This window comes from Actinomadura sp. NPDC023710, from assembly GCF_040639875.1.
In the GTDB taxonomy this organism is placed as follows: Bacteria; Actinomycetota; Actinomycetes; order Streptosporangiales; family Streptosporangiaceae; genus Spirillospora; species Spirillospora citrea.
Genome location: NZ_JBFAGB010000022.1, coordinates 57,729 through 78,374 on the forward strand (window position 1 = coordinate 57,729; position 20,646 = coordinate 78,374).

The window sequence follows — 20,646 nt, forward strand, 5'->3', positions numbered from 1 at the left end:
GCGGGCGCATGGTGGCCGTAGCGCGGCTCCGGCGCGTCGGGCACAGGCGGCAGCATCGCCGTGACCTCCGGATCGTGCTCTTCGCGCACCATCAGGACGTCGCCTGAGGTGCTGCGCCGGACTCGGGCTGGCTGCGGTGGAACATGCTCAGGACTTCTCCGTGAGGTTGGTTGGTGTGAGGGTGATGCGGAGGCCGAGCGCGCCGGCCCACTGCTCGAGCCGCTGCGGGGTGGGCTGACGGAGCCCGAGTTCGTAGTTGTTGACCGTGCTCGTGCGCACGTCGAGCTGTGCGGCGATCTCTCGGGTGGGGATGCCGCGCCCCACCCGCGTCTTGGCGAGCTGCTCGACGAGCGGGTGCGGCGCCTTCACCGGCGCGCCCGTCCCCGTCGTGATCTCCAGACCGCGGGGCCGGCGCGGGTGGCGCTTCACCAGCCCCCGGTGGGACAGCGACCGGACGGCCTTGGCCACGGTGCGGGTACTGACTCCCACGCCGTCGCTGATCTCCACCACGGTGGGGGCGTGGCCGTGGAGGGCGATGTGCGCGCGGAGGAACGCCAGCACGTTCTGATCGCGCTTGGAGATGGGCCGTGCGGAGAGTGGGTCAGCCATGGGGCACCGCCTGTGGGTCGCGCCACACGTCGTCTCCCGGCTCCCCGTACAGGGCATCCGCTTGGATCTGCAAAGCCAGGACCTCGCTGCGCATCCGCGTGACCCGGTACCGGATCTCGCTCAGCTCGGAGGAGGCGCGGCCGAGGCGCCGCAGCCGGGTCCGGGCGCACCTGAGCAGGGCGATCACCGCGGTACCGCCGCGGTGAGTTCGTACGTGGCGGTCTGCGTGACCACGGGCTTCACCGTGGCGGGGTGGCAGAGGACCCGGATGTTCGGGGAGGCGTGCATGAAGGTCTCGAGCCGGGCGCCGTAGTGCCGCCGGTCCTGGGAGCGGAACACCAGGACTCGCCGCGACCTGTCCGCGCCCGGCGACCCGAGGTGGACGAGCGCCCAGCCCTGCACTTCGATCCGCTCCCCGCGGCCCGCGGCGCTCTCCAGTTCGTGGAGGATCTTCGCTTCGACCTCGACCGGCTCGTCGGCCTGGACGGGGTCGGGTCCCAGCACGAGCGGGAGGCCGGCGATCCGGAGCGCGTGGATCGCCTTTCCTGCGCGCAGCCAGCAGTAGTTGCACGGCTCCAGCGACTCGCCGGCGAGGTCGTGCAGGTGGATCGACTCGTTGTAGTGGAGATGCTCGGCGATCTTCGCCAGGGCCTCCTGGTTGTGGGCGCCGGCGAGGCGGCGGGCGTGCTGCTCCTCCGTGCTGGTCATCGGTTCCTCCGGATGGGGGTGACGTTCGCGGGCAGCTCCTGTTGGGCCGGGCCCTTGCAGGTCGCGAAGTGCGGCATGTACGGCTTCTCAAGGGGGTGGCGGCTGGCCGGCTCAACCGAGGCCAGGGAGCGGACGCGCCAGGCTCCGAGTGCGTCCTGGAAGGCGAGGACGTTGCCCTTGGGGTTGGGGTCCGGGTCGAGTGGCTGGCGGGCGCCGGACTCGGTCAGCGCGAAGATCACCGGCTGGCCGCAGGCCCGGCACGCCGGCGCACGGCGGTGTCTACTGGCCATCCGGCACCTCCGGGACGGGCCGGGGCGGTAGCCGGTCGAGGCTGTCGCCGAGCTGGTCGGCGATGTCGAGATAGGCCTGCCGGACGTTCGGGTCGTCGGGCGGTGCGGAGATGCCGGCGGCGATGAGGCACGCCTCGACCAGCTGTGTGGGCAGCGCCGGGTCAGGGAAGTCCATGCGGATCATCGGCGCCTCCTCGCGGCCGCCGGAGCCCGCCCTGGCAAGGGAGCCTGGACGGACGGGTCCCGGCGGGTGTGGCCGGGCAGCCGCGTGACCACGCGGAGGTTGGCGGCTGCCCGGGTCTGGTGGTCGCCCGCCGAGCGGGTGGCGGGCGACTCGTCCCGCCCAGCCCCCGGGGAGGGGATGGCTGGGCGGGCAGCGGCGGCGGAGCGGGGCTCGGGCCTGGGGGCCCTGTACGTCGCCGTGTTCAGTGCGGCCCGGTCGTCCCCCCGAACCGGCCGGGCCGCGGTCTTGGCCCTCGGCGCCCGCGTGTTACCGCGGGCGCCGAGGGTGGCCGATCCCGCCCCCCCCGAACGGGATCGGCCGGTGGCCTCGCGCACGCCCCCCAGGAGTGCGCGGGGCCACGGCGCTGGAGAGGTCCGCGCCGCACGGGGTCAGGTCCGTGCGGGGACGCTCGCTCCAGCGCGTCATGGAAGTTGAGGCCCCGCCCACCGCGGGGACGACGGTGGGCGGGGTTGCCGAGGAGACCTGGGAGCTGGACTCCTCGGCGTGCGCCGCCGGGCGGGGACGGTACCCGGCGGCGCGGTACAGGGTGCGGGACGTCATCGGGCGTCCCGCAGGTAGCCGGTGACCCTGCCGTTCTGGCCGGGGCACAGGTGCAGGGTGGCGGCGAGGGTGATCGCGTACATCTCGCGGTCGGTCAGCCCGCTCACCGGGCGCGGCGCCACATCGGGGTCGGGCATCCGCTCGATCGCCCCGCACAGGCCGATACCGGCGCGGATCAGCACCTCGTCCTCGGCGGCCCACAGCTCCGGCGCCTCCACGCGGGCGCGCCCGAGGTAGGCGCTGGCGGCGTCCTGGGACACGGCGGCGGTGTTGAGCTGGATCGCCTGCGTGTGGATCTGCTGGGCGAGGAACACGCCCCCGGCTGCCGCCACGACGGCGGGGATGAGGAGGATCCGCCAGATCATCAGAGCCTCCTCAGGGCGCCGGTGCGGTCCTCGACGAGCCGGTCGAGCTGCTTGGCTGCGATGTCGTGGTGGTTGGCGCGCAGGTGGAGGGCGAGTTCGGCGACCTGGCCGAGGACCTCGCTGTAGCCGAGGACGGCCCGGTCGCGGTTCTCCTCGGCGACGACCTTCGCGGCGCGGGCGCGGGCCGCGTCGGCGCTCGCCGCGTCCGCGCGCATCTGCTCGCCGCGGAGCTTCTTCTCAGCGGCGCGGACATCGAGGATGAGGACCAGGACCACGGCGGCGGCCACGATGAGCGTGAAGATCAGCGCGGCGGTCATGAGGAATCCGCCTGTGCCGGCTCGGTGATGGCGTACGGCATGTCAGCGGCCCGGGGCCTGTTGGGCGGGGAGCTGCTGGGGGCCGGTTCCGTTCCCGGCGACGAGGACGGTGTGGCCGCCGGTCACGGCGGCCGGGGTGCCGTTGACGGGCGTGGCGCCCGGCGGGGTCCCGTTCGGCGGAGCGGCGAGTTCGAGCGCGGCCGGCGCGTGCGTGCGCAGCACGTGCTCCAGGTCCTGCGCGGCGAGCTCGGCGTCGCGCTGCGCCTGGCTGTGGCGGTCGGCCTCGCCGGTGGCGTTCTTCGCCGCCGTGTCGTACCGGCCGATCTCCTCGCGGAGGGAGGCGATCTCGCGTTCCTTGGCGGCGCGGAACTCCGCGATCTCCCGCTCCCTCTCGGCGATCATCTCCTCCCGCGCGGTGACCTGCCGGAGGTGCTCCTCGGCGTCCTGGCGGCGGGCCTGGGCCTGATCGCCGTGGTGCTGGACGGCGCCGCGCTTGTCGGTCAGGAGCGCGGCGATGCCGGGGGCGGTGTCGGGGGATCGAAAGACGGGGGCGGGCGGAGTGTGCGCGGCCGGTCGCTGTGCGTGGTCGTCGTTGCGCGTGCGGTTCTTCATGACGGTCTCCACTGGGTCCTTACTTCTGGTGGTTGAGAGGGGCGTACGGGTCTTCGGGGAAGCGTCCGTGCCATGCCTGGGAGAGGTCCCGGATCATGGAGGCGCGGCGGTTCGCTCGGGTCAGGCGGTCCAGGAGCGACCGGTCGACGTGTTCGGTGACGAGCCGGGCGTGCAGGACTCTGAACCGGTCGAGGCGCCTGGTCGCAGTGTCGAGCGCAGTGTCGAGCGAGGTCTCGTCGGGGTTGCAGGCGGCGCGGGCGAGGATCGCGGTGAGCGCGCCGAAGTCGGTGGTGACGGCGACCGAGGACAGTGCGTCGCGCAGGGTGTCGCCGTGTTCGCCGTCGAGGGTGCAACTAGCCCCGCCGGACGGCCCCTTCCTCCTCAAGGCTCCCAAGGAGGGGTCCTTCCGCAATGACCATCCCCACTTCTTCGGCGCAGTCGACCTCCCCCCTTTTTTGACCGGACTCCTCGCGCGGCACATGGCCGCGCGTCTGGTCAGCCGGTGCGACTGCGAGGGCAGCTGCGGTGGCGGGAGGTTCCTGTTCCTCAACCCGCAGGGCGGCCACCATCTGCACCGGACCTACGCCGGAGGATTCCCGTGGAAGCAAGCAGCCACCGGCATGATCCCCGGTCGCCGACCGCGACCAGGCCGCGCCAGCGGCGCCCCACCCCGGCCGGTCCTGGTCGACATCGCTGCTGGGTGGCCCGGCGAACCGCTCACTCCGGCATGGCCTGCGGCCACTGGAGGCGACTGGTCGCCTCCGAACGTGCGCGGCCTTCCCCGCTACGACCGGCCGGTGGTGGATGCCCGGGCAGTGCCGTGCCCCCGCTGCGACGCCCGCCTGATCAGCACTGCGAGTCGCCGGCAGGGGGCGGTCACACGCACCGGCCTCGCATCGCCGCCGCGCGCGAGGCCGGGCACGTCCGCGAGCTCGAGCTGGCGTGCTGGCTTCCGATCGGCTCGGAGCTGACCCCTCACAAACTCCGACACTCACACCGGGTATGGCTCGACGAGGCTGGCACTCCCGCGGTCCTCGCCCATGACCGGCTCGGGCATTCCATGCCGGGCATCGGTGGGACCTACGCGCACGTGTCCCCTCTCATGCGGCAGGAACTACGGGCCCGCCTCCAGGCCCGGTGGGAGCAGACGCTCGACGCGCGCATCGCGCTGTCTCCGACGTCACCGGTCCCGGTCCTTAACGATCAGCTCAGCGCGCGGCGGGCGATGGTCGATCAAGGGCCGTCGCCCGAACGTCGCCCGATCTCTCTAAAAGCCGTCTAGCCGGGCCGCCGACAGTGGGTTGCGTCCCGGCGGCGCACCCCCGGCGGCTCGGCTATCCGCGCAGGTCATCTACTATCTGACGGGCAGGCCCGTGATGGTGCGGCCGATCACCAGGCGCTGGATCTCCGAGGTGCCCTCGAAGATGGTGAAGATCTTGGAGTCGCGGTGCATCCGCTCGACGGGGTACTCGCGGGTGTAGCCGTTGCCGCCGAGGATCTGGATGGCCTCCTCGGTGACGTGGACCGACATCTCACTGGCCATCAGCTTGGCCATCGAGCCCTCGGCGCTCTGGAAGTCCTTGCCGGTGCGCGCCATCCAGGCCGCCCGCCACACCATGAGGCGGGCGGCGTCCAGGCGGCACTTCATGTCGGCCAGCTTGAAGGCGATCGCCTGGAAGTCGCCGATCTTCTTGCCGAACTGCTCGCGGTCCTGCGCGTACTGGAGGGCGTAGTCGTAGGCGGCGCGGCCGACGCCGAGGGCCATCGCGCCGACGGACGGGCGGGTCGTCTCGAACGTCTTCATCGCGGCCTGGCCCTTGGAGCTCTTGCCCTCGCGGCTGCGCGCGATGCGCTCGTCGAACCTGGCCTTGCCGCCGACGATCAGGTGGGACGGGATCCGGACGTCGTCCAGGATCACCTCGGCGGTGTGGGAGGCGCGGATGCCGTGCTTCTTGAACTTCTGTCCCTGCCTCAGGCCCGGAGTGTTCGGCGGGACGATAAAGCTGGCCTGGCCGCGGCTGCCGAGGTCGGGGTGCACCGAGGCGACGATCACGTGGACGTCGGCGATGCCGCCGTTGGTCGCCCAGGTCTTGGTGCCGTTCAGCACCCACTCGTCCTTGGCCTCGTCGAACACGGCGCGGGTGCGAATGGAGCCGACGTCGCTGCCGGCGTCGGGCTCGGAGGCGCAGAACGCGCCGAGCTTGATGTCGTCGGCGGTGCCGAACATCTGCGGCACCCACTCACTGACCTGGTCCGGCGTGCCCACGGCGGCGACGGACGCGGCGGCGAGGCCGGTCCCCACGATCGACAGGGCGATGCCCGCGTCGCCCCAGAACAGCTCCTCGAACGCCACCGGGATGCCGAGGCCGGTCGGCTCCAGCCACTGGGTGGCGAAGAAGTCGAGGGAGTAGATGCCGACCTTGGACGCCTCCTGGATCAGCGGCCAGGGGGTCTCCTCGCGCTCGTCCCACTCCTCCGCGGCGGGGCGGATGACGTCCTTGGCGAACTCGTGCACCCAGTCCCTGACCTCGCGAACGTCCTCGCTGGGCTCCAGCGAGAACGGCGTCTGCTCCGCGCTCGTCATGATTAATTGACCCTCTCTCCAATATTGCGTGTTACCAACGGTAGCACCTCCGAAGTTACCGCGGGTAACACGTGGGCGGGGTGCGCGGAGCGGTCAGCGGCCGGGAGAGAAGGAGCGGACGGCGGCGTAGGCGGGGACCTCGATCATCGGCGGGCGCTCCCCCACGGCCACGTCGGCCGTGCGGGCGTCGTGCCCGTCCGCGCCGCGCCGGAACCGGGTGAGCGCGGTGGAGGGGGCCGCGAGGGGGATCATCCGGCCGTGCCGCTCCAGCCGCGACCAGGCGGTCAGCATGATCTGGCCCGACATCGCCCCGAGCGCCTCGGTGGACTGGTGGGCGTGGATCCGGCGGCCGAGGTCGACCTGCGCGATCGCGTCGAGCCCGGAGTCCTGGTAGACGTCCAGCAGCAGGCCGAGCTCAACCCCGTAGCCGGTCACGAACGGCAGCCGCTCCAGCAGCGCGCGGCGCCCCGCGTACTCGCCGCCGAGCGGCTGCATGACCCCGGCCAGCAGCGGCCAGTGCAGGTTGATCAGGGGACGCGCGACCAGTTCGGTCACCCGGCCGCCGCCGCCCTCGACGCGACGCTCCCCCTCGACCAGGGGCCGGTCGTAGCAGCCCTTGACGTAGCCGACGGAGGGGTCGGTCAGCAGCGGCCCGAGCAGCCCGGTGACGTAGGAGGAGGTGAACTCGCGCAGGTCGGCGTCCACGAACACGATCAGGTCGCCGGAGGTCGCGGCGAGGGACTTCCACAGGGCCTCGCCCTTGCCGGACATGCGGCCCTGCTCCGGCAGGACGGCGTCCTGCGCCACCACGTGCGCACCGGCCGCGGCGGCCACGGCGGCGGTCCGGTCGCCGGAGCGGGAGTCGACCACGACGATCTCGTCCACCAGCGGGATCCGCTCGACCAGGTCGGTGCGCAGAGCCGCGACGATCGCGCCGACCGTCGCCTCCTCGTCGCGCGCGGGCAGCACGACGCTGATCCTGGTCGCGCCCTTGGCCGCGAGCAGGAGACGCGGCGGCCAGTCCTCCGCCGCACTCGTACGGTTGGCCAACCACGACGCGACCTCGGGCAGCACGCGCTCTCCCTTCCGTGCGGGGCGACCTGGACCGGACGCCCTCCTCACGTACTAGGAAACGCCGGATCCGGCCAGATCAGTCACCGTTCGCGCCTCGCACGGCGAACCGACCCGAAGGTTTAACGCGGCCACAACACGTCCGTCATTCGGCGGCGTGCCGGTCCAGGAACTCGTAGACGTCGGCCTCGTCGACGCCGGGGAACGCTCCGGGCGGCAGGACCGACAGGACGTGCGAGTGCGCGCGCGCCGACGGCCACGCCATCCCCTCCCACCGGTCCGACAGTGCCTTCGGGGGCCGCTGGCAGCAGTCGCCGTCCGGGCAGGCCGACCTGACCCGCCGGGTCGTCTCCCGGCCGCGGAACCAGCGGGAGTCCTCGAAGCGGACGCCCAGAGTGATCGCGAAGTCGCGCTCGTGGCTGGGGTCGATGTGCGACAGGCACCAGTACGTCCCGTTCGGGGTGTCGGTGTACTGGTAGTAGACGGAGAAGCGGTCCGCGGCGCCGAACACGTGCCTCCCGGCCCACTCCCGGCACATCCGCTGGCCCTCGATCGCGCCGTCCTCGTCCTGCGGGAAGGCCAGGCCGTCGTTGGCGTACGCCTTGTAGATCGTGCCGTTCTCGTCGTTCTTGGTGAAGTGCAGCTGCAGGTCGAGGTGGTGGGTCGCGACGTTGGTGAAGCGGTGCGCGGCCATCTCGTAGGAGACGGAGAAGACGTCCGCCAGATCCTCCACCGACAGCTCCCGCGCGGCTTTGGCCTCCTGAAGGAACGGGACGACGCTGCGCTCGGGCATCAGGATCGCGGCGCCGAAGTAGTTGGCCTCGACGCGCTGGCGCAGGAAGTCGGCGAAGTCACGCGGCTGGTCGTGGTCGAGGGCGATGTGCCCGAGGGTCTGCAGCAGGATCGTGCGCGGCGTGTGCATGCCGAGCTGCTCGCGCTCCAGGTAGATCCGCCGGTTGCGCAGGTCGGTGATCGACCGGACCGAGCGCGGCAGGTCCTGGACGTACTGGAGGCTGAAGCCGAAGTGCCCGACCAGCGTCATCAGCAGCCCCTGCGAGACCGCGCCGCGCCGGTACCCGACCGAGTCGAGGGTCTGGGACGCGACGCGCTCGATGTCGGCGAAGTGATTGCCGCGCTCGTGCATCTGGCGGCGCAGCTCGGCGTTGGCCTTGCGCGCCTCCTCGGGGCTCGCGGTGGGCTTGGTGCGGCTGCGCCTGAGCTCCCCGTACAGCGCGAGGATGTGCTCGATGACCTCGTTCGGCATCCGCTTGCCGACCTTGAGGTGCGACAGGCCGAGGGTCCGGTACAGCGGGTCGCGCTGCGCCTCCTCCAGCTGGATCTCCAGCTGGGCGCGCCGGCTGGGTGGCTGGCGGCGCAGGAGTTCCTCCACCGGGCATTCCAGCGCGGCGGCGAGGGACTGCAGCAGGGACAGCTTGGGCTCGCGCCGCCCGTTCTCCAGCAGGGAGAGCTGGGACGGGGCGCGGCCCACGCGCTCGCCGAGCTCCGACAGCGTCAGGCCGCGGGCGCGCCGCAGATGGCGGAGCCGCTGCCCGAACGTGACGAGATCCACGCCACTCGTCAAGTTGAGGGGTTCTTCTGTCCGCAAGGTCGTCACCGCTTCATCGTAGCGGAAATTTCGCACTTCTTCTGTTACTCGCCAGTTCATAACCGGTTCGCGCCGGGGGCATAGTCGTGAGCAAGCACCCAGGGGACGACACGGAAGGGCAAGATCATGAGCGATAGTCGCCTCAAGGGCGCAGCCGAGGAGCTGCAGCGACAGTGGGAGACCGACCCTCGCTGGCAGGGCATCGAGCGGACCTACACGGCCGAGGACGTCGTCCGGATCCGCGGATCGGTCCAGGAGGAGCACACCCTCGCGCGTCTCGGCGCGGAGCGGCTGTGGACCCTCCTGCACGAGGAGGACTACGTCCACTCCCTCGGCGCGCTGACCGGTCTGCAGGCCGTCCAGCAGGTCAAGGCGGGCCTGAAGGCCATCTACCTGTCCGGCTGGCAGGTCGCGGCGGACGCGAACCTGGCAGGCCAGACCTACCCGGACCAGAGCATCTACCCGGCGAACTCGGTTCCGTCCGTCGTGCGCCGGATCAACAACGCACTGCTGCGCGCCGACCAGGTGCAGTGGGCCGAGGGTGAGGGCGACACGCACTTCCTCGCCCCGATCGTGGCCGACGCCGAGGCCGGCTTCGGCGGCGTGCTGAACGCCTTCGAGCTGATGAAGGGCATGATCGCCGCAGGCGCCGCGGGCGTGCACTGGGAGGACCAGCTGGCCTCCGAGAAGAAGTGCGGCCACCTCGGCGGCAAGGTCCTCATCCCGACCTCGCAGCACATCAAGACCCTCAACACCGCTCGCCTCGCCGCGGACATCTCGGGCGTGCCGTCTCTGATCATCGCGCGGACCGACGCCGAGGCCGCGACCCTGATCACGACGGACGTGGACGAGCGCGACCGCGAGTTCACCACCGGCGAGCGCACCGCCGAGGGCTTCTACCGCGTCCGCAACGGCATCGAGCCCTGCATCGCCCGCGCCAAGGCCTACGCGCCGCACTCCGACCTCATCTGGATGGAGACCGGCACCCCGGACCTGGAGCAGGCGCGCAGGTTCGCCGAGGCCGTGAAGGCCGAGTACCCGGACCAGATGCTCGCCTACAACTGCTCGCCGTCCTTCAACTGGAAGGCGCACCTGGACGACGCGACCATCGCCAAGTTCCAGCGCGAGCTCGGCCACATGGGCTTCAAGTTCCAGTTCATCACCCTGGCCGGGTTCCACGCGCTCAACTACGGCATGTTCGACCTGGCGCACGGCTACGCCCGCGAGGGCATGACGGCCTACGTCGACCTGCAGGAGCGCGAGTTCGCGGCGGCCGAGAAGGGCTTCACCGCGGTCAAGCACCAGCGCGAGGCCGGCACCGGCTACTTCGACCTGGTCAGCACCGCGATCAACCCCGACTCCTCCACCACCGCCCTGAAGGGCTCGACGGAAGAGGGCCAGTTCCACTGACCCGCGCCGGCCGGCCCCGCCGGCCCTGCTCTCCGGCCTGATCCCCAAGGACCCCGAAGGCCCCCGCGTTCCTACACCCGCGGGGGCCTTCCGGCGTCCCGGCGCAGCCCGCGGCCCCTCCCACCCCCCTCGCCCGTCCCTCACGTTCCGGCCACATTCGGTAATGGATCTCGACAAACGCCGCCACAGGGGCGCATCGTGAGCCCCGCTAGTTGATCTCTTTTGAGAGAGGACCCCTGATGGCGCGTCACCCCCGGTTCATCCGGTCCCGGGCGATCCCCGGCCGGATGCTGCCGCTCGCCGTCGCCGCGGTGAGCGTCGTCGCGCTCGCGCCCGCCGCCTCCGCGGACGGGCAGGGCCACCACGGGCGCTTCACCCCCGGCGCCCCCGGTGTCGGCGACTCCTACTTCCCGCTGGAGGGCAACGGCGGCTACGACGTCCGGCACTACTCGCTGGCCCTGAGCTACGACCCCGACTACGACCAGCTCGACGGCACCGTGACCGTCACCGCGCGCGCCACCCAGGACCTGTCGCGGTTCGACCTCGACCTGTCCGGGATGGACGTCGACAAGGTCTGGGTCGACCGGCACCAGGCCCGCTACCAGCGGCGCGGCCAGGAGCTGGTCATCACGCCGCGGCAGGGGTTGCGCAAGGGGCGGACCTTCACCGCCGTCATCAGGTACGGCGGCGTGCCGCAGACCATCGTGGGCTCGCCGATCGTCTTCGGCTCCCCCTACGGCTTCCTGCACACCCCCGACGGCGCGTTCGTCGGAGGCGAGCCGAACGGCGCCAGCACCTGGTTCCCCGTCAACGACCACCCGAGCGACAAGGCCACCTACGACTACACGATCACGGTGCCGAAGGGCCTGACCGCCGTCGCCAACGGCCGCCCGGCGGGGCACCGCACCGCCGTCGCCGGGTTCAGCCGCCGCGCGTCCAAGACCCGCGCCGAGGTCTTCAAGTGGCGCGAGGACAGCCCGATGGCGAGCTACCTCACCACGATCGACATCGGCAGGTGGGACGTGCGGCAGGGCCGCACGCCCCGGGGCGTCCCCAACTACACGGCCGTCGACCCCGAGCTGCTCGCCGCGCAGCCGGACGCGGTGAGCTTCTTCTACGACACCACCAGCGAGGTCACCGACCTCTGGTCCAAGACGTTCGGGGAGTACGCGTTCGGCAGCACCGGCGCGATCGCCGACGACGCCCGCTTCAACGGCCAGCCGCTCGGCTTCTCCCTGGAGACGCAGAGCAAGCCCGTGTACTCGGCCGTGCGCAGCACCGGCACGATCGCGCACGAGCTGGCGCACCAGTGGTACGGCGACGCGGTCTCGCCCGCGCGGTGGAAGGACGTGTGGCTGAACGAGAGCTTCGCCACCTGGGCCGCCTGGTACTACAACGAGGTCCACGGCCGCCAGACCGTGCACGACGCGGCCCGCGCCACCTACGCCGCCCGGCCGTTCCCCGACCGTGAGGGCCGCCCGTACTGGTCGGTGCTCACCGCCGACCCGCAGCGCGACACCATGTTCAACGACCGCGTTTACAGCGGCGGCGGCATGATGCTGCAGTTCCTCCGGGAGAAGATCGGTGACGACAGGTTCTTCACCCTGCTCCGGACCTGGTACGCGCAGCACAAGTACGGCAACGCCAGGACCGAGCAGTTCACGGCGCTGGCCCAGCGGGTCGCCGGGCAGGACCTGAGCGGGTTCTTCAAGGACTGGCTCTACTCCCCCGTCAAGCCCGACATCCCGCAGGACTGAGCTCGTCCCGCCCGTGGACCGGGCCCCCGGCGCGACCCGCCGGGGGCCCGGTTCTGTGCGAAAGTACGTGGTCGGAGGCGGGCCGCCGGTCTAGGCTCCCGGCAAGTGGGCGTTCTTCCGTGGGTGTGGTGGTACGGGTTCCGCCGCCACACCGCCTATCCGTTCGGATCCCTGACCGAGTCGCTCACCAACACGATGTTCGGCTTCCTGCGCGCCTACGTTCTGCTGGCGCTGTGGGACGTCCGGCCGTCGCTCGGCGGGTACGCGGCCGCCGACGCCGTGACCTTCTGCTTCGTCACCCAGGCGCTGATCGGGCCGGTGCAGATCTTCGGCGGGATGGAGCTGACCGAGCGCATCCGCAGCGGGGACGTCGCGATCGACCTGCACCGGCCCGCCGGGCTGCAGGGCTGGTGGCTGGCCCACGACCTCGGCCGCGCGGCGAGTTCGCTGGTGCTGCGCGCGGGACCGCCGCTGCTGGCCGGCGCACTGGTGTTCCCCTTCCGGTGGCCGGCTCCGGCGCACCTGGCCGCGTTCGCGGTGGCGGTGGTCCTCGCGACGGTGGTGAGCTTCGGGCTGCGCTACCTGGTGGCGATGGGGATGTTCTGGCTGCACGACGACCGCGGCCTGAGCGCCGTCACGCTCGTGATGTCGCTGTTCTTCTCCGGGATGATCCTGCCGCTCGTCGTGTTCCCCGGCAGGCTCGGCCGGACCGCCGAACTCCTGCCGTGGGCGGCGCAGATCCAGGTGCCGGCGGACGTGTTCCTCGGCCGGTACGACGGCGCCGGCCTGGCCGGCGCGCTGGCGTTCCAGGCGGGGTGGGCGGCCGTCCTGCTCGGGGCGGGCGCCCTGGTCACGCGGGCGGCCCGGCGGAGGCTGGTGGTCCACGGTGGCTGAGCCCGCGGCGCCCGGCGCGCTGCGCCTGTACGGGGTGCTCGCCTGGACGTGGATCCGGGCGGCGGCGCAGTACCCGGTGTCGATGGTGCTGCTCGGCCTGGCCACGGCGGTCGTCTCCGTCCTGGACGCGGCCGCGATCATGGTGCTGTTCTCGCGGGCGCCGCGCATCGCCGGGTTCGGCGTGTCCGAGGTCCTGTTCCTGTACGGCACGTCGGCCCTGTCCTTCGCGCTCTCCGACATCGTCCTCGGATCGACCGAGCGGCTCGGGGCGCACGTGCGGGAGGGGACGCTGGACGCGATGCTGGTGCGCCCGGTGAGCCCGCTGGTCCAGATCGCGACGGAGGGCTTCACGCCGCGCCGGCTCGGCAAGCTCGTCCCGGCCGTGCTGGTGCTCGGGTACGCGCTCGGCCGGCTGGACGTCCACTGGACCCCGGGCCGGCTCGCGATGCTCCCGGTCATGGTGCTGTCCGGAACGGCGATCTTCGGAGGGCTGTGGGTGCTGACGGCCGCGGTGCAGTTCGTGCTCGTCGACAGCCACGGGGCGAGCAAGTCGGTCACCTACGGCGGCGCGTTCCTCACCCAGTACCCGATGACCGTGTTCTCGCGGGACCTGGTCCGCGGGGTGACGTTCGTCGTGCCGCTGGCGTTCGTCAACTGGCAGCCTGCGCTGTACGTCCTGGACCGTCCGGACCCGCTCGGGCTGCCGGGCGCCGCGCGGTTCGCCTCCCCGGCGGTCGCCGCGGTGCTGTGCGCGGCGGCGGCGACCGCGTGGCGGGCCGGCCTGCGGCACTACCGATCGACAGGGAGCTGATGCCGGTGCCGATGATCGAGGCCGAGGACGTGGCCAAGACCTTCACCGTGCGGGCGCGTTCGGGCGTCCTGCGGCGGGCGCGCAGGCCGGTGCGCGCGGTGGACGGGGTGTCGTTCACGGTGGAGCGGGGCGAGTTCGTCGGCTACCTCGGCCCGAACGGGGCGGGGAAGTCCACGACGATCAAGATGCTGACCGGGATCCTCACCGCGTCGTCCGGGACCCTGCGGGTGTGCGGGCTGGACCCGTCGCGGCGCCGCACGATGCTCGCACGCCGCATCGGGGTGGTGTTCGGGCAGCGGACGACGCTGTGGTGGGACCTCCCGCTGCGCGCCAGCCTGGAGCTCGTGCGGCGGCTCTACCGGGTCGAGGCGGCCGCGCACCGGGCGCGGCTCGCGGAGCTGACCGCGCTGCTGGAGCTGGAGCCGTTCCTGGACACCCCGGTCCGGCAGCTCAGCCTCGGCCAGCGGATGCGGGGCGACCTCGCGGCGGCGCTGCTGCACGACCCGGAGCTGCTCGTCCTGGACGAGCCGACGATCGGCCTGGACGTGGTGAGCAAGGCGACCGTCCGCGACTTCCTGGAACGCGTCAACGCCGAGCGCGGCACCACGATCCTGCTGACCACGCACGACCTCGGCGACATCGAGCGGCTCTGCCGCCGCGTCCTGATCATCGACCACGGCCGGCTCGCCTACGACGGCGGGCTGCAGGAGCTGCGCCGCACCGTGGACGCCGACCGGCTGCTGGTGGTGGAGCTCGCGCGGCCGGCGCCGCCGATCATGCTGGACGGGATCGAGACCGAGCGGGTGGAGGGGCCGAGGCAGTGGCTCCGGCTGCCGAACGCGGCGAACGCGGCGGCCGTCGTCGCCGCGCTGGCGCGCGACCACGATATCCGCGACATCTCGCTGCGGGAGGCGGGCATCGAGGACGTCCTCGCCGGCCTCTACCGGGGCGACCACGCGTACTGGTGCTCGGGCCGGCCCGTGGCGCCGTAGCGCAGCGTCACCACGACCCGCCCGGCCTCGGCGAGCGCCGCGAGGTAGCGCTGGGCGGTGGCGCGGGAGATGCCGACCTGGTCGGCGATCTCGGCCGCGGACCGCGGCTCGTCCGCCCGCCGCAGCGCGTCGCCGACCAGCCGCGTCGTCACCGGCGACTGGCCCTTGGGCGCGGGCGTGCGGGCGTGCAGCGGCGCGTACAGGGCGCGGACCGCGCCGTCCAGGGCCGCCTGGGACAGCTCGCTCGAGCCGGACAGCGCGTCCCGGTAGCGGGCATAGGCGGTGAGGCGCTCGTTCAGCGCGGCGGCGGTGAACGGCTTGATCAGGTAGTGCAGGGCGCCGTGCCGGAGCGCCTCGCGCACGGCGCCGGGGTCGGCGGCCGCCGTCGCCATGATGACGTCGGCGTCCAGCTCGGGCAGCAGGGTGAGGCCCGAGGCGTCCGGCAGGTAGACGTCCAGCAGGACGAGGGCGGGCCGCAGCTCGGCGGCCATGGACCTGGCCTGGGCGGCGGAGTGCGCGAGCCCGGCCACCGCGAACCCCCGCAGCGCCGCCACGAACCCGGCGTGGACCTGCGCCACGCGGAAGTCGTCGTCCACCACGAGCACGTCGATCATCGCACCGCCTCCGCGCCGAGCACCCCGGGAAGCCGGGCGACCGCCACGGCCCCGCAACCGTCGGGCCCGCCCGTTCCCGCGTCCACGAACGTCACGTCGCCGCCCCGGGCGCGGGCGGTACGGCGCGCGAGGCCGAGTCCGATGCCGCGCGAGCGGCCCGCCGCGGTGTCGCGGGTGGAGACGCCGTCGTCGAACACGGCGTCGCGCAGGCCGTCCGGCAGCCCGTCGCCGGAGTCGGCGACGGTGGCGTGCAGGTCGCGGCCGTCGCCGAGGAGTTCGACCTCGACGCGGGCGGGCCGCCGCCGCCCGAGCCGCGCGGCCTCGACGGCGTTGTCGACGAGGTTGCCGACGACGGTCGTCACGTCCAGGGGGTCGGCGACGCGGCCCGGCACGTAGCTGCCGGCGCCGATGTCGAGGCGGACGCCCTTCTCGGCGGCGACGGCGGACTTGGCCGACAGGAACGCGCGCAGGTACGGGTCCGACAGGGGGTCGGGCAGGTTGTCGGGTGCCGGGGCGCGACGCGCGGCGTCCTCCATCAGCGTGCCGACGTAGTCGGCGGCCTCCTCGCTGTGGCCGAGCTGGAGCAGGCCCGAAAGGGTGTGCAGCCGGTTGGCGTACTCGTGGCGCTGCGCCCGGAGGGCGTCGAAGAGGGTGCTGACCGAGTCCAGCTCGCGGGCGAGGGTCTCCAGGTCGGTGCGGTCGCGCAGGGTGATGACGGCGCCGAGGTCGCGGCGGTGCCTGCGGACCTCCCGCCGGTTGACGACGAGGACGCGCTCCCCCGCCGTGACGAACAGGTTCGCGGCGTCGCGCCGTCCCGTGAGGACGTCGCGCAGCGCCCCCTCCGCGGCGAGGCCCCCGGCGGGGGCGCCGCGCTCCGGCGCGACGCCGAGCAGCCGGGACGCCTCGTCGTTGCAGACCGCGATCCGGCCCGCGGTGTCCACGGCCACGACGCCCTCGCCGACGCCGTGCAGCACCGCCTCCCGCTCGTGGACGAGCTCCACCAGCTCGTACGGTTCGAGGCCGAGCGTCTGCCGCTTCAGCCTGCGGCCGATCGCGGCGGACGCGACGACGCCGAGCAGCACGGCCCCGGCGACGAACAGCGACATCTCGCGCAGCACGTGGCCGAGCTCCCGGTCGATGGCGCGGGCGTCGAAACCGACGCTGACCTCGCCGAGGATCCGGCCGTCCGGACCGTACAGCGGCACCTTGCCGCGCGCGGACAGGCCGAGCGTGCCGCGCTCGACGCGGACGACCTCGCGCCCGGCCAGGGCGTCGGAGGGGTCGGTGCTCACGTGCCGGCCGAGCTCCAGCGGGTTCGGGTGGGACAGGCGCAGGCCGCGGTTGTCGGTCACCACGACGAACAGCGCCCCGGTCCGGACCCGGACCCGTTCGGCGCGGTCCTGCACGAGCCCGCCGGGGTCGCCGGCGGCGACCGCCGCCGCGATCTGCGGGTCGACGGCGACGCTGCGCGCCACCGTGAGGGCCCGCTGGCCGTACTGGTCGCGGAGCCGGCCGTCGAGCATCCAGGCGACCAGCCCGTACCCGAGGACCGCCACCACGACCACCACGCCCACCTGCAGGATCAGCACCTGGCGGGCGAAGGAGATTCGGGGCCGGACGGGCATGACGTGCACCGTAGACCATGCCGGCCCGGCCGCCCAGACCCCGGCGTGAGCAGAAAGCGCAGAACCTCGGGTATCGCGCTTAACGTGGGAATTCGCGGCTTGCGAGCACATCGCGGGCAAGGGTTCCGGTGACGCGTGCCACATTCGTACGGTGCCGCCGTGTCCACATCAGCATCACCCAAGCGAGACAGCGCCGGGCGACCCGCCGGGCCCGTGATCGAACTGGACGGCGCCACCAAGCGCTTCCGGTCGGCGGGCGGCGTCCACACGGCGGTCAGGGACCTGCACATGGCCGTGGGGCCCGGCGAGTTCGTCGCCGTGGTCGGCCCGACCGGCTGCGGCAAGTCGACCACCCTGTCCCTCGTCTCCGGACTGGAGCCGGCGTCCGCGGGCCGCGTCCTGGTCCACGGCCGGCCCGTGGACGGGATCCCCGACGGCGTCGGCTACATGTTCCAGAACGACGCCGTCCTGCCCTGGCGGTCCGTCCTGGACAACGTCGCGGCGGGTCCCCGCTACCGGGGCGCCGCCAGGCGCGAGGCCCGCGACCGCGCCCGGGACTGGGTCGCGCGGGTCGGCCTCGCCGGATTCGAGGGCTACTACCCCCACCAGCTGTCGGGCGGGATGCGCAAGCGCGTCGCGCTCGCGCAGACCCTCGTCAACGAGCCGTCCGTGCTGCTCATGGACGAGCCCTTCTCCGCCCTGGACGTGCAGACCCGCGGCCTCATGCAGGACGAGCTGCTCCGCCTGTGGTCGGGGTCCGGCGCCGCCGTCGTGTTCGTCACGCACGACCTGGAGGAGGCGCTCGTGCTGTCCGACCGGGTCGTGGTCATGACCGCCGGGCCCGCGACGATCAAGAGCGTGTTCGAGGTGCCGCTGGAGCGGCCGCGCGACGCCGAGGAGGTCCGGCTCACCGGCGGGTTCCTCGAGATCTACCGCGAGGTGTGGGACTCGCTGCGCGAAGAAGTCCAGATCACCCGCGAGAGAGGGGCCGGCCATGCGGCGTGAGGCGAGGACGCGCGAGGCGGAGGTCGACCTGCCCCCGCAGGCCACTGACCGGCCGGCGCCGGAGGCCGCCACGCCGGACGAGGGCGACCAGGGCGACCGTGCCGCGATCGCGCGGATGCGCACCGCCGGGCTGCGGCGCACCCTCGGCATCACCGCCGTCCGGGTCGCGCTCGTGGCGGTCTGGCTCGGGACGTGGGAGCTGGCCGCGCGGAACTGGATCGACCCGTTCTACTACTCGATGCCGTCGAAGATCTGGGAGCGCCTCGTCGACTGGTTCACCGAGGGCACCTCGCAGGGGTCGATCTGGGAGCAGATCTCGGTCACGCTCCAGGAGGCGGTCGCGGGCTTCGCGCTCGGCTCGGCGGGCGGCGTCGTGCTCGGCATCGTGCTCGGCCGGAGCCGGTTCCTGTCGGACGTGTGCGCGCCCTTCATCAAGGCCGTCAACGCGATCCCGCGCATCATCCTGGCCTCGCTGTTCATCATCTGGTTCGGGCTCGGCATGCAGTCCAAGATCGCGACGGCGTTCGTGCTGGTGTTCTTCGCGGTCTTCTTCAACGCCTTCCAGGGCGCCCGCGAGGTCGACCGGAACCTCGTCAACAACGCGCGGATCCTCGGCGCCGGGCGGACCCAGGTGCTGTGGACGATCGTGGTGCCGAGCGCCACCTCGTGGATCCTCGCCTCGCTGCACTCGGCGTTCGGGTTCGCCATCATCGGCGCGATCGTCGGCGAGTACACCGGTGCCGACAAGGGCCTCGGACTGCTCATCAACCACGCCCAGGGCACCTTCGACGCCGCCGGGATCTACGCCGGGATGATCATCATCACCGTGCTGGCCCTGCTGGCCGAGTACCTGCTCACGCTGCTGGAGGGCCGGCTGCTGCGCTGGCGCCCCGCCGCGTCCGGGCACGACGTCCAGCTCTGACCCCTCCCGCCCGGTCCCCGCTCCCGGGCCTTCCCACCCCTCACCGGCACGACCAGGAGAACCGTCATGCCCAGCACCTCCGTCCGGGCGGGCGCAGCCGCGCTCGCCGCCCTCACCGCCCTGTCGTCCCTGTCCGCCTGCCGCGACTCCCGTTCCGGGGCCGACGGCGGCTCCGGCGGCACCGTCAAGATCATGGTGGGCGGGATCGACAAGGTCATCTACCTGCCCGCCAAGCTGACCGAGCAGCTCGGCTACTTCAAGGAGCAGGGCCTGGACGTCCAGCTGCTCACCGAGCCCGCCGGCGCGCAGGCCGAGAACGTGCTGATCGCCGGGGACGTCCAGGGCGTCGTCGGCTTCTACGACCACTCCATCCACCTGCAGACCAAGGGCAAGTGCGTGCAGAGCGTCGTGCAGATGGCGGACGTTCCCGGCGAGGCGGAGATGGTCTCGGCGTCCAAGGCGGGCTCGCTGACCTCCCCGGCCGGGTTCAAGGGCAAGAAGCTCGGCGTGACCAGCCCGGGATCGTCCACCGACTTCATCACCCGCGCACTGGCCGTGCGCAACGGCGTCAAGACCTCCGACTACACGACGGTGAAGGCGGGCGCGGGCCAGACGTTCATCTCCACGATGGAGAACGGCGGCATCGACGCCGGCATGACGACGGACCCGACCATCGCCAAGCTCGTCAGCACCGGCAAGGGCAAGGTCATGGTCGAGATGCGCACCGAGGACGGCACCCGCCGGGCGCTCGGCGGGCTCTACCCGTCCAGCTCGCTCTACATGGACTGCGCGTACGTGAAGTCGCACGGCGAGACCGTGCAGAAGCTCGCCAACGCCTTCGTCAAGACGCTCGGCTGGATCAAGCAGCACAAGCCAGCGGAGATCGCCGCGAAGATGCCGAAGGACTACGCGGGCGGCGATCCGGCGCTGTACGAGAAGGCGGTCGGCGACTCGATCAGCATGTTCAACGGGGACGGCGTGATGAAGCCGGACGCCGCCGAGAACGTCCTGAAGGTGCTGGCGCAGTTCTCCCCCGAGGTCGCGGAGAAGAAGGGCCAGATCGACCTGACCGAGACCTACACGACGCATTTCGTCGTCAACGCGAAGCAGGGCTGATCGCTTCTGCCGGACCTGACCGGACGCCGTGACGCGGGCCGGGCCTCGCGCGGAGGCCCGGCCCGTCAGCGTCCCACGGCGGAGTAGAAGTCCGCGTCGGCGCGCTCGTCCCGGCGGCCCGACCCCCAGCGCCGCGGCGCCCAGGCGGGCATCAGCAGCGCGAGCCCCATCATCCCGTACACGCCGGACCCGAGCAGCATGCGCAGGCCGAAGTCCATGTCGCCGGCCGGCGGCACCCGGCCGGGCAGGTCGAGGGCGCGGCCGGGGTCGACCAGGAAGTAGGCGGACGCGCCGAGCAGCGCCAGCGCCGGCACCAGCGAGACCAGCGGCGACGCCCACCGCGCGACGATGATCACGCCCATCACCAGGCCCACGGCGGCGAGCAGGGCGAACGCTCCGTAGATGCGCGTGCGGTCGGTGATCTCCTGCCCGGTGCCGTCGAAGGACTGGCCCGCCTGGACGTACCCCCAGGCAGCGCCGTACACCAGCGCGGGGGTCAGCAGGACCCCGAGGACGAAGCCGAACGCGTGGCGCACCGCGCATCACATCCATTC

Annotated in this window: 23 protein-coding genes; 8 read left to right on the forward strand and 15 right to left on the reverse strand. The window is 72.4% G+C overall.

What is annotated here, in order from left to right; all coding sequences use genetic code 11:
* Window positions 1-147 precede the first annotated feature (147 nt).
* The 12 genes from AB0H37_RS24920 to AB0H37_RS24975 all read right to left on the reverse strand — a co-directional run bounded on the left by AB0H37_RS24920 (window position 148) and on the right by AB0H37_RS24975 (window position 8,922).
* Window positions 148-609 (reverse strand): helix-turn-helix domain-containing protein, encoded by a 462-nt coding sequence (locus AB0H37_RS24920; protein WP_360615533.1) that lies wholly within the window; start codon window positions 607-609, stop codon window positions 148-150.
* A complete protein-coding gene (locus AB0H37_RS24925) occupies window positions 602-796 on the reverse strand; it encodes a hypothetical protein (protein ID WP_360615535.1) in 195 nt (64 codons plus the stop codon). Before AB0H37_RS24925 ends, AB0H37_RS24920 begins: the two co-directional genes overlap by 8 nt.
* A complete protein-coding gene (locus AB0H37_RS24930) occupies window positions 793-1,317 on the reverse strand; it encodes a hypothetical protein (RefSeq protein ID WP_360615537.1) in 525 nt (174 codons plus the stop codon). Before AB0H37_RS24930 ends, AB0H37_RS24925 begins: the two co-directional genes overlap by 4 nt.
* Window positions 1,314-1,607, reverse strand: coding sequence for a hypothetical protein (locus AB0H37_RS24935; RefSeq protein ID WP_360615539.1), 294 nt, complete (start codon window positions 1,605-1,607; stop codon window positions 1,314-1,316). Before AB0H37_RS24935 ends, AB0H37_RS24930 begins: the two co-directional genes overlap by 4 nt.
* Window positions 1,597-1,791, reverse strand: a complete 195-nt coding sequence (locus tag AB0H37_RS24940; protein ID WP_360615541.1) for a hypothetical protein — start codon at window positions 1,789-1,791, stop codon at window positions 1,597-1,599. The genes AB0H37_RS24935 and AB0H37_RS24940 overlap by 11 nt, the downstream gene beginning before the upstream one ends.
* Before the next feature lie 596 nt (window positions 1,792-2,387).
* On the reverse strand, window positions 2,388-2,756 hold the full coding sequence (locus AB0H37_RS24945) for a hypothetical protein (RefSeq protein ID WP_360615543.1): 369 nt from the start codon (window positions 2,754-2,756) through the stop codon (window positions 2,388-2,390).
* On the reverse strand, window positions 2,756-3,073 hold the full coding sequence (locus tag AB0H37_RS24950) for a hypothetical protein (RefSeq protein WP_360615545.1): 318 nt from the start codon (window positions 3,071-3,073) through the stop codon (window positions 2,756-2,758). Before AB0H37_RS24950 ends, AB0H37_RS24945 begins: the two co-directional genes overlap by 1 nt.
* A 42-nt stretch (window positions 3,074-3,115) precedes the next feature.
* Window positions 3,116-3,685, reverse strand: coding sequence for a hypothetical protein (locus tag AB0H37_RS24955; protein WP_360615547.1), 570 nt, complete (start codon window positions 3,683-3,685; stop codon window positions 3,116-3,118).
* A gap of 19 nt (window positions 3,686-3,704) precedes the next feature.
* Complete coding sequence (locus tag AB0H37_RS24960; RefSeq protein ID WP_360615549.1) at window positions 3,705-4,079, reverse strand: hypothetical protein; 375 nt, start codon at window positions 4,077-4,079, stop codon at window positions 3,705-3,707.
* 960 nt (window positions 4,080-5,039) lie between these two features.
* Window positions 5,040-6,269, reverse strand: a complete 1,230-nt coding sequence (locus tag AB0H37_RS24965; RefSeq protein WP_179834645.1) for an acyl-CoA dehydrogenase family protein — start codon at window positions 6,267-6,269, stop codon at window positions 5,040-5,042.
* Between the two features lie 93 nt (window positions 6,270-6,362).
* Window positions 6,363-7,343, reverse strand: a complete 981-nt coding sequence (locus AB0H37_RS24970; protein WP_360615551.1) for a glucosyl-3-phosphoglycerate synthase — start codon at window positions 7,341-7,343, stop codon at window positions 6,363-6,365.
* Between the two features lie 142 nt (window positions 7,344-7,485).
* A complete protein-coding gene (locus AB0H37_RS24975) occupies window positions 7,486-8,922 on the reverse strand; it encodes a helix-turn-helix domain-containing protein (protein WP_329091300.1) in 1,437 nt (478 codons plus the stop codon).
* 150 nt (window positions 8,923-9,072) lie between these two features.
* On the opposite strand from AB0H37_RS24975, the gene aceA reads away from it, so the two are divergent.
* The 5 genes from aceA to AB0H37_RS25000 all read left to right on the forward strand — a co-directional run bounded on the left by aceA (window position 9,073) and on the right by AB0H37_RS25000 (window position 14,810).
* A complete protein-coding gene (aceA, locus tag AB0H37_RS24980) occupies window positions 9,073-10,356 on the forward strand; it encodes an isocitrate lyase (protein WP_179834642.1) in 1,284 nt (427 codons plus the stop codon).
* A 239-nt stretch (window positions 10,357-10,595) separates the two neighbouring features.
* Entirely contained in the window at window positions 10,596-12,113 is a 1,518-nt protein-coding gene (locus AB0H37_RS24985) for a M1 family metallopeptidase (protein ID WP_179834641.1), read from the forward strand.
* Window positions 12,114-12,218: 105 nt separating this feature from the next.
* A complete protein-coding gene (locus tag AB0H37_RS24990; RefSeq protein WP_329091302.1) occupies window positions 12,219-13,007 on the forward strand; it encodes an ABC-2 family transporter protein in 789 nt (262 codons plus the stop codon).
* Window positions 13,000-13,818, forward strand: coding sequence for an ABC-2 family transporter protein (locus AB0H37_RS24995; protein WP_329091305.1), 819 nt, complete (start codon window positions 13,000-13,002; stop codon window positions 13,816-13,818). The genes AB0H37_RS24990 and AB0H37_RS24995 overlap by 8 nt, the downstream gene beginning before the upstream one ends.
* Window positions 13,818-14,810, forward strand: coding sequence for an ATP-binding cassette domain-containing protein (locus AB0H37_RS25000; RefSeq protein ID WP_360615555.1), 993 nt, complete (start codon window positions 13,818-13,820; stop codon window positions 14,808-14,810). Before AB0H37_RS24995 ends, AB0H37_RS25000 begins: the two co-directional genes overlap by 1 nt.
* Here the strand turns inward: AB0H37_RS25000 and AB0H37_RS25005 are convergent.
* Window positions 14,759-15,424 (reverse strand): response regulator, encoded by a 666-nt coding sequence (locus AB0H37_RS25005; protein WP_360615557.1) that lies wholly within the window; start codon window positions 15,422-15,424, stop codon window positions 14,759-14,761. The two genes, AB0H37_RS25000 and AB0H37_RS25005, sit on opposite strands and share 52 nt — an antisense overlap.
* The gene (locus AB0H37_RS25010; protein ID WP_329091310.1) at window positions 15,421-17,049 is read right to left on the reverse strand and encodes a sensor histidine kinase; all 1,629 of its coding nucleotides are present in this window, start codon (window positions 17,047-17,049) and stop codon (window positions 15,421-15,423) included. The genes AB0H37_RS25005 and AB0H37_RS25010 overlap by 4 nt, the downstream gene beginning before the upstream one ends.
* A gap of 159 nt (window positions 17,050-17,208) precedes the next feature.
* Between AB0H37_RS25010 and AB0H37_RS25015 the strand changes: the two genes are divergently transcribed.
* The 3 genes from AB0H37_RS25015 (at window position 17,209) to AB0H37_RS25025 (ending at window position 20,092) form a co-directional block, all read left to right on the forward strand.
* Window positions 17,209-18,054 carry an ABC transporter ATP-binding protein gene (locus AB0H37_RS25015; protein ID WP_360615559.1) on the forward strand — a complete coding sequence of 282 codons (846 nt, stop codon included), beginning with the start codon at window positions 17,209-17,211 and terminating at the stop codon, window positions 18,052-18,054.
* Window positions 18,044-18,976, forward strand: coding sequence for an ABC transporter permease (locus tag AB0H37_RS25020; protein ID WP_360615561.1), 933 nt, complete (start codon window positions 18,044-18,046; stop codon window positions 18,974-18,976). Before AB0H37_RS25015 ends, AB0H37_RS25020 begins: the two co-directional genes overlap by 11 nt.
* Before the next feature lie 66 nt (window positions 18,977-19,042).
* Entirely contained in the window at window positions 19,043-20,092 is a 1,050-nt protein-coding gene (locus tag AB0H37_RS25025) for an ABC transporter substrate-binding protein (protein ID WP_360615563.1), read from the forward strand.
* A gap of 65 nt (window positions 20,093-20,157) precedes the next feature.
* On the opposite strand, the gene AB0H37_RS25030 is transcribed toward AB0H37_RS25025, so the two are convergent.
* Window positions 20,158-20,628 (reverse strand): hypothetical protein, encoded by a 471-nt coding sequence (locus AB0H37_RS25030; RefSeq protein ID WP_329091317.1) that lies wholly within the window; start codon window positions 20,626-20,628, stop codon window positions 20,158-20,160.
* Window positions 20,629-20,646: the final 18 nt, after the last annotated feature.

Bases quoted from the DNA above. Each gene is read 5' to 3' on its own strand.
- AB0H37_RS25010 (WP_329091310.1), bottom strand. From the start codon at position 17,049: ATGCCCGTCCGGCCCCGAATCTCCTTCGCCCGCCAGGTGCTGATCCTG.
- AB0H37_RS25005 (WP_360615557.1), bottom strand. From the start codon at position 15,424: ATGATCGACGTGCTCGTGGTGGACGACGACTTCCGCGTGGCGCAGGTC.
- AB0H37_RS24985 (WP_179834641.1), top strand. From the start codon at position 10,596: ATGGCGCGTCACCCCCGGTTCATCCGGTCCCGGGCGATCCCCGGCCGG.
- aceA (WP_179834642.1), top strand. From the start codon at position 9,073: ATGAGCGATAGTCGCCTCAAGGGCGCAGCCGAGGAGCTGCAGCGACAG.
- AB0H37_RS24965 (WP_179834645.1), bottom strand. From the start codon at position 6,269: ATGACGAGCGCGGAGCAGACGCCGTTCTCGCTGGAGCCCAGCGAGGAC.
- AB0H37_RS24945 (WP_360615543.1), bottom strand. From the start codon at position 2,756: ATGATCTGGCGGATCCTCCTCATCCCCGCCGTCGTGGCGGCAGCCGGG.
- AB0H37_RS25025 (WP_360615563.1), top strand. From the start codon at position 19,043: ATGCCCAGCACCTCCGTCCGGGCGGGCGCAGCCGCGCTCGCCGCCCTC.
- AB0H37_RS25020 (WP_360615561.1), top strand. From the start codon at position 18,044: ATGCGGCGTGAGGCGAGGACGCGCGAGGCGGAGGTCGACCTGCCCCCG.
- AB0H37_RS24920 (WP_360615533.1), bottom strand. From the start codon at position 609: ATGGCTGACCCACTCTCCGCACGGCCCATCTCCAAGCGCGATCAGAAC.
- AB0H37_RS25000 (WP_360615555.1), top strand. From the start codon at position 13,818: ATGCCGGTGCCGATGATCGAGGCCGAGGACGTGGCCAAGACCTTCACC.
- AB0H37_RS24940 (WP_360615541.1), bottom strand. From the start codon at position 1,791: ATGATCCGCATGGACTTCCCTGACCCGGCGCTGCCCACACAGCTGGTC.
- AB0H37_RS24935 (WP_360615539.1), bottom strand. From the start codon at position 1,607: ATGGCCAGTAGACACCGCCGTGCGCCGGCGTGCCGGGCCTGCGGCCAG.
- AB0H37_RS24930 (WP_360615537.1), bottom strand. From the start codon at position 1,317: ATGACCAGCACGGAGGAGCAGCACGCCCGCCGCCTCGCCGGCGCCCAC.
- AB0H37_RS24950 (WP_360615545.1), bottom strand. From the start codon at position 3,073: ATGACCGCCGCGCTGATCTTCACGCTCATCGTGGCCGCCGCCGTGGTC.
- AB0H37_RS24955 (WP_360615547.1), bottom strand. From the start codon at position 3,685: ATGAAGAACCGCACGCGCAACGACGACCACGCACAGCGACCGGCCGCG.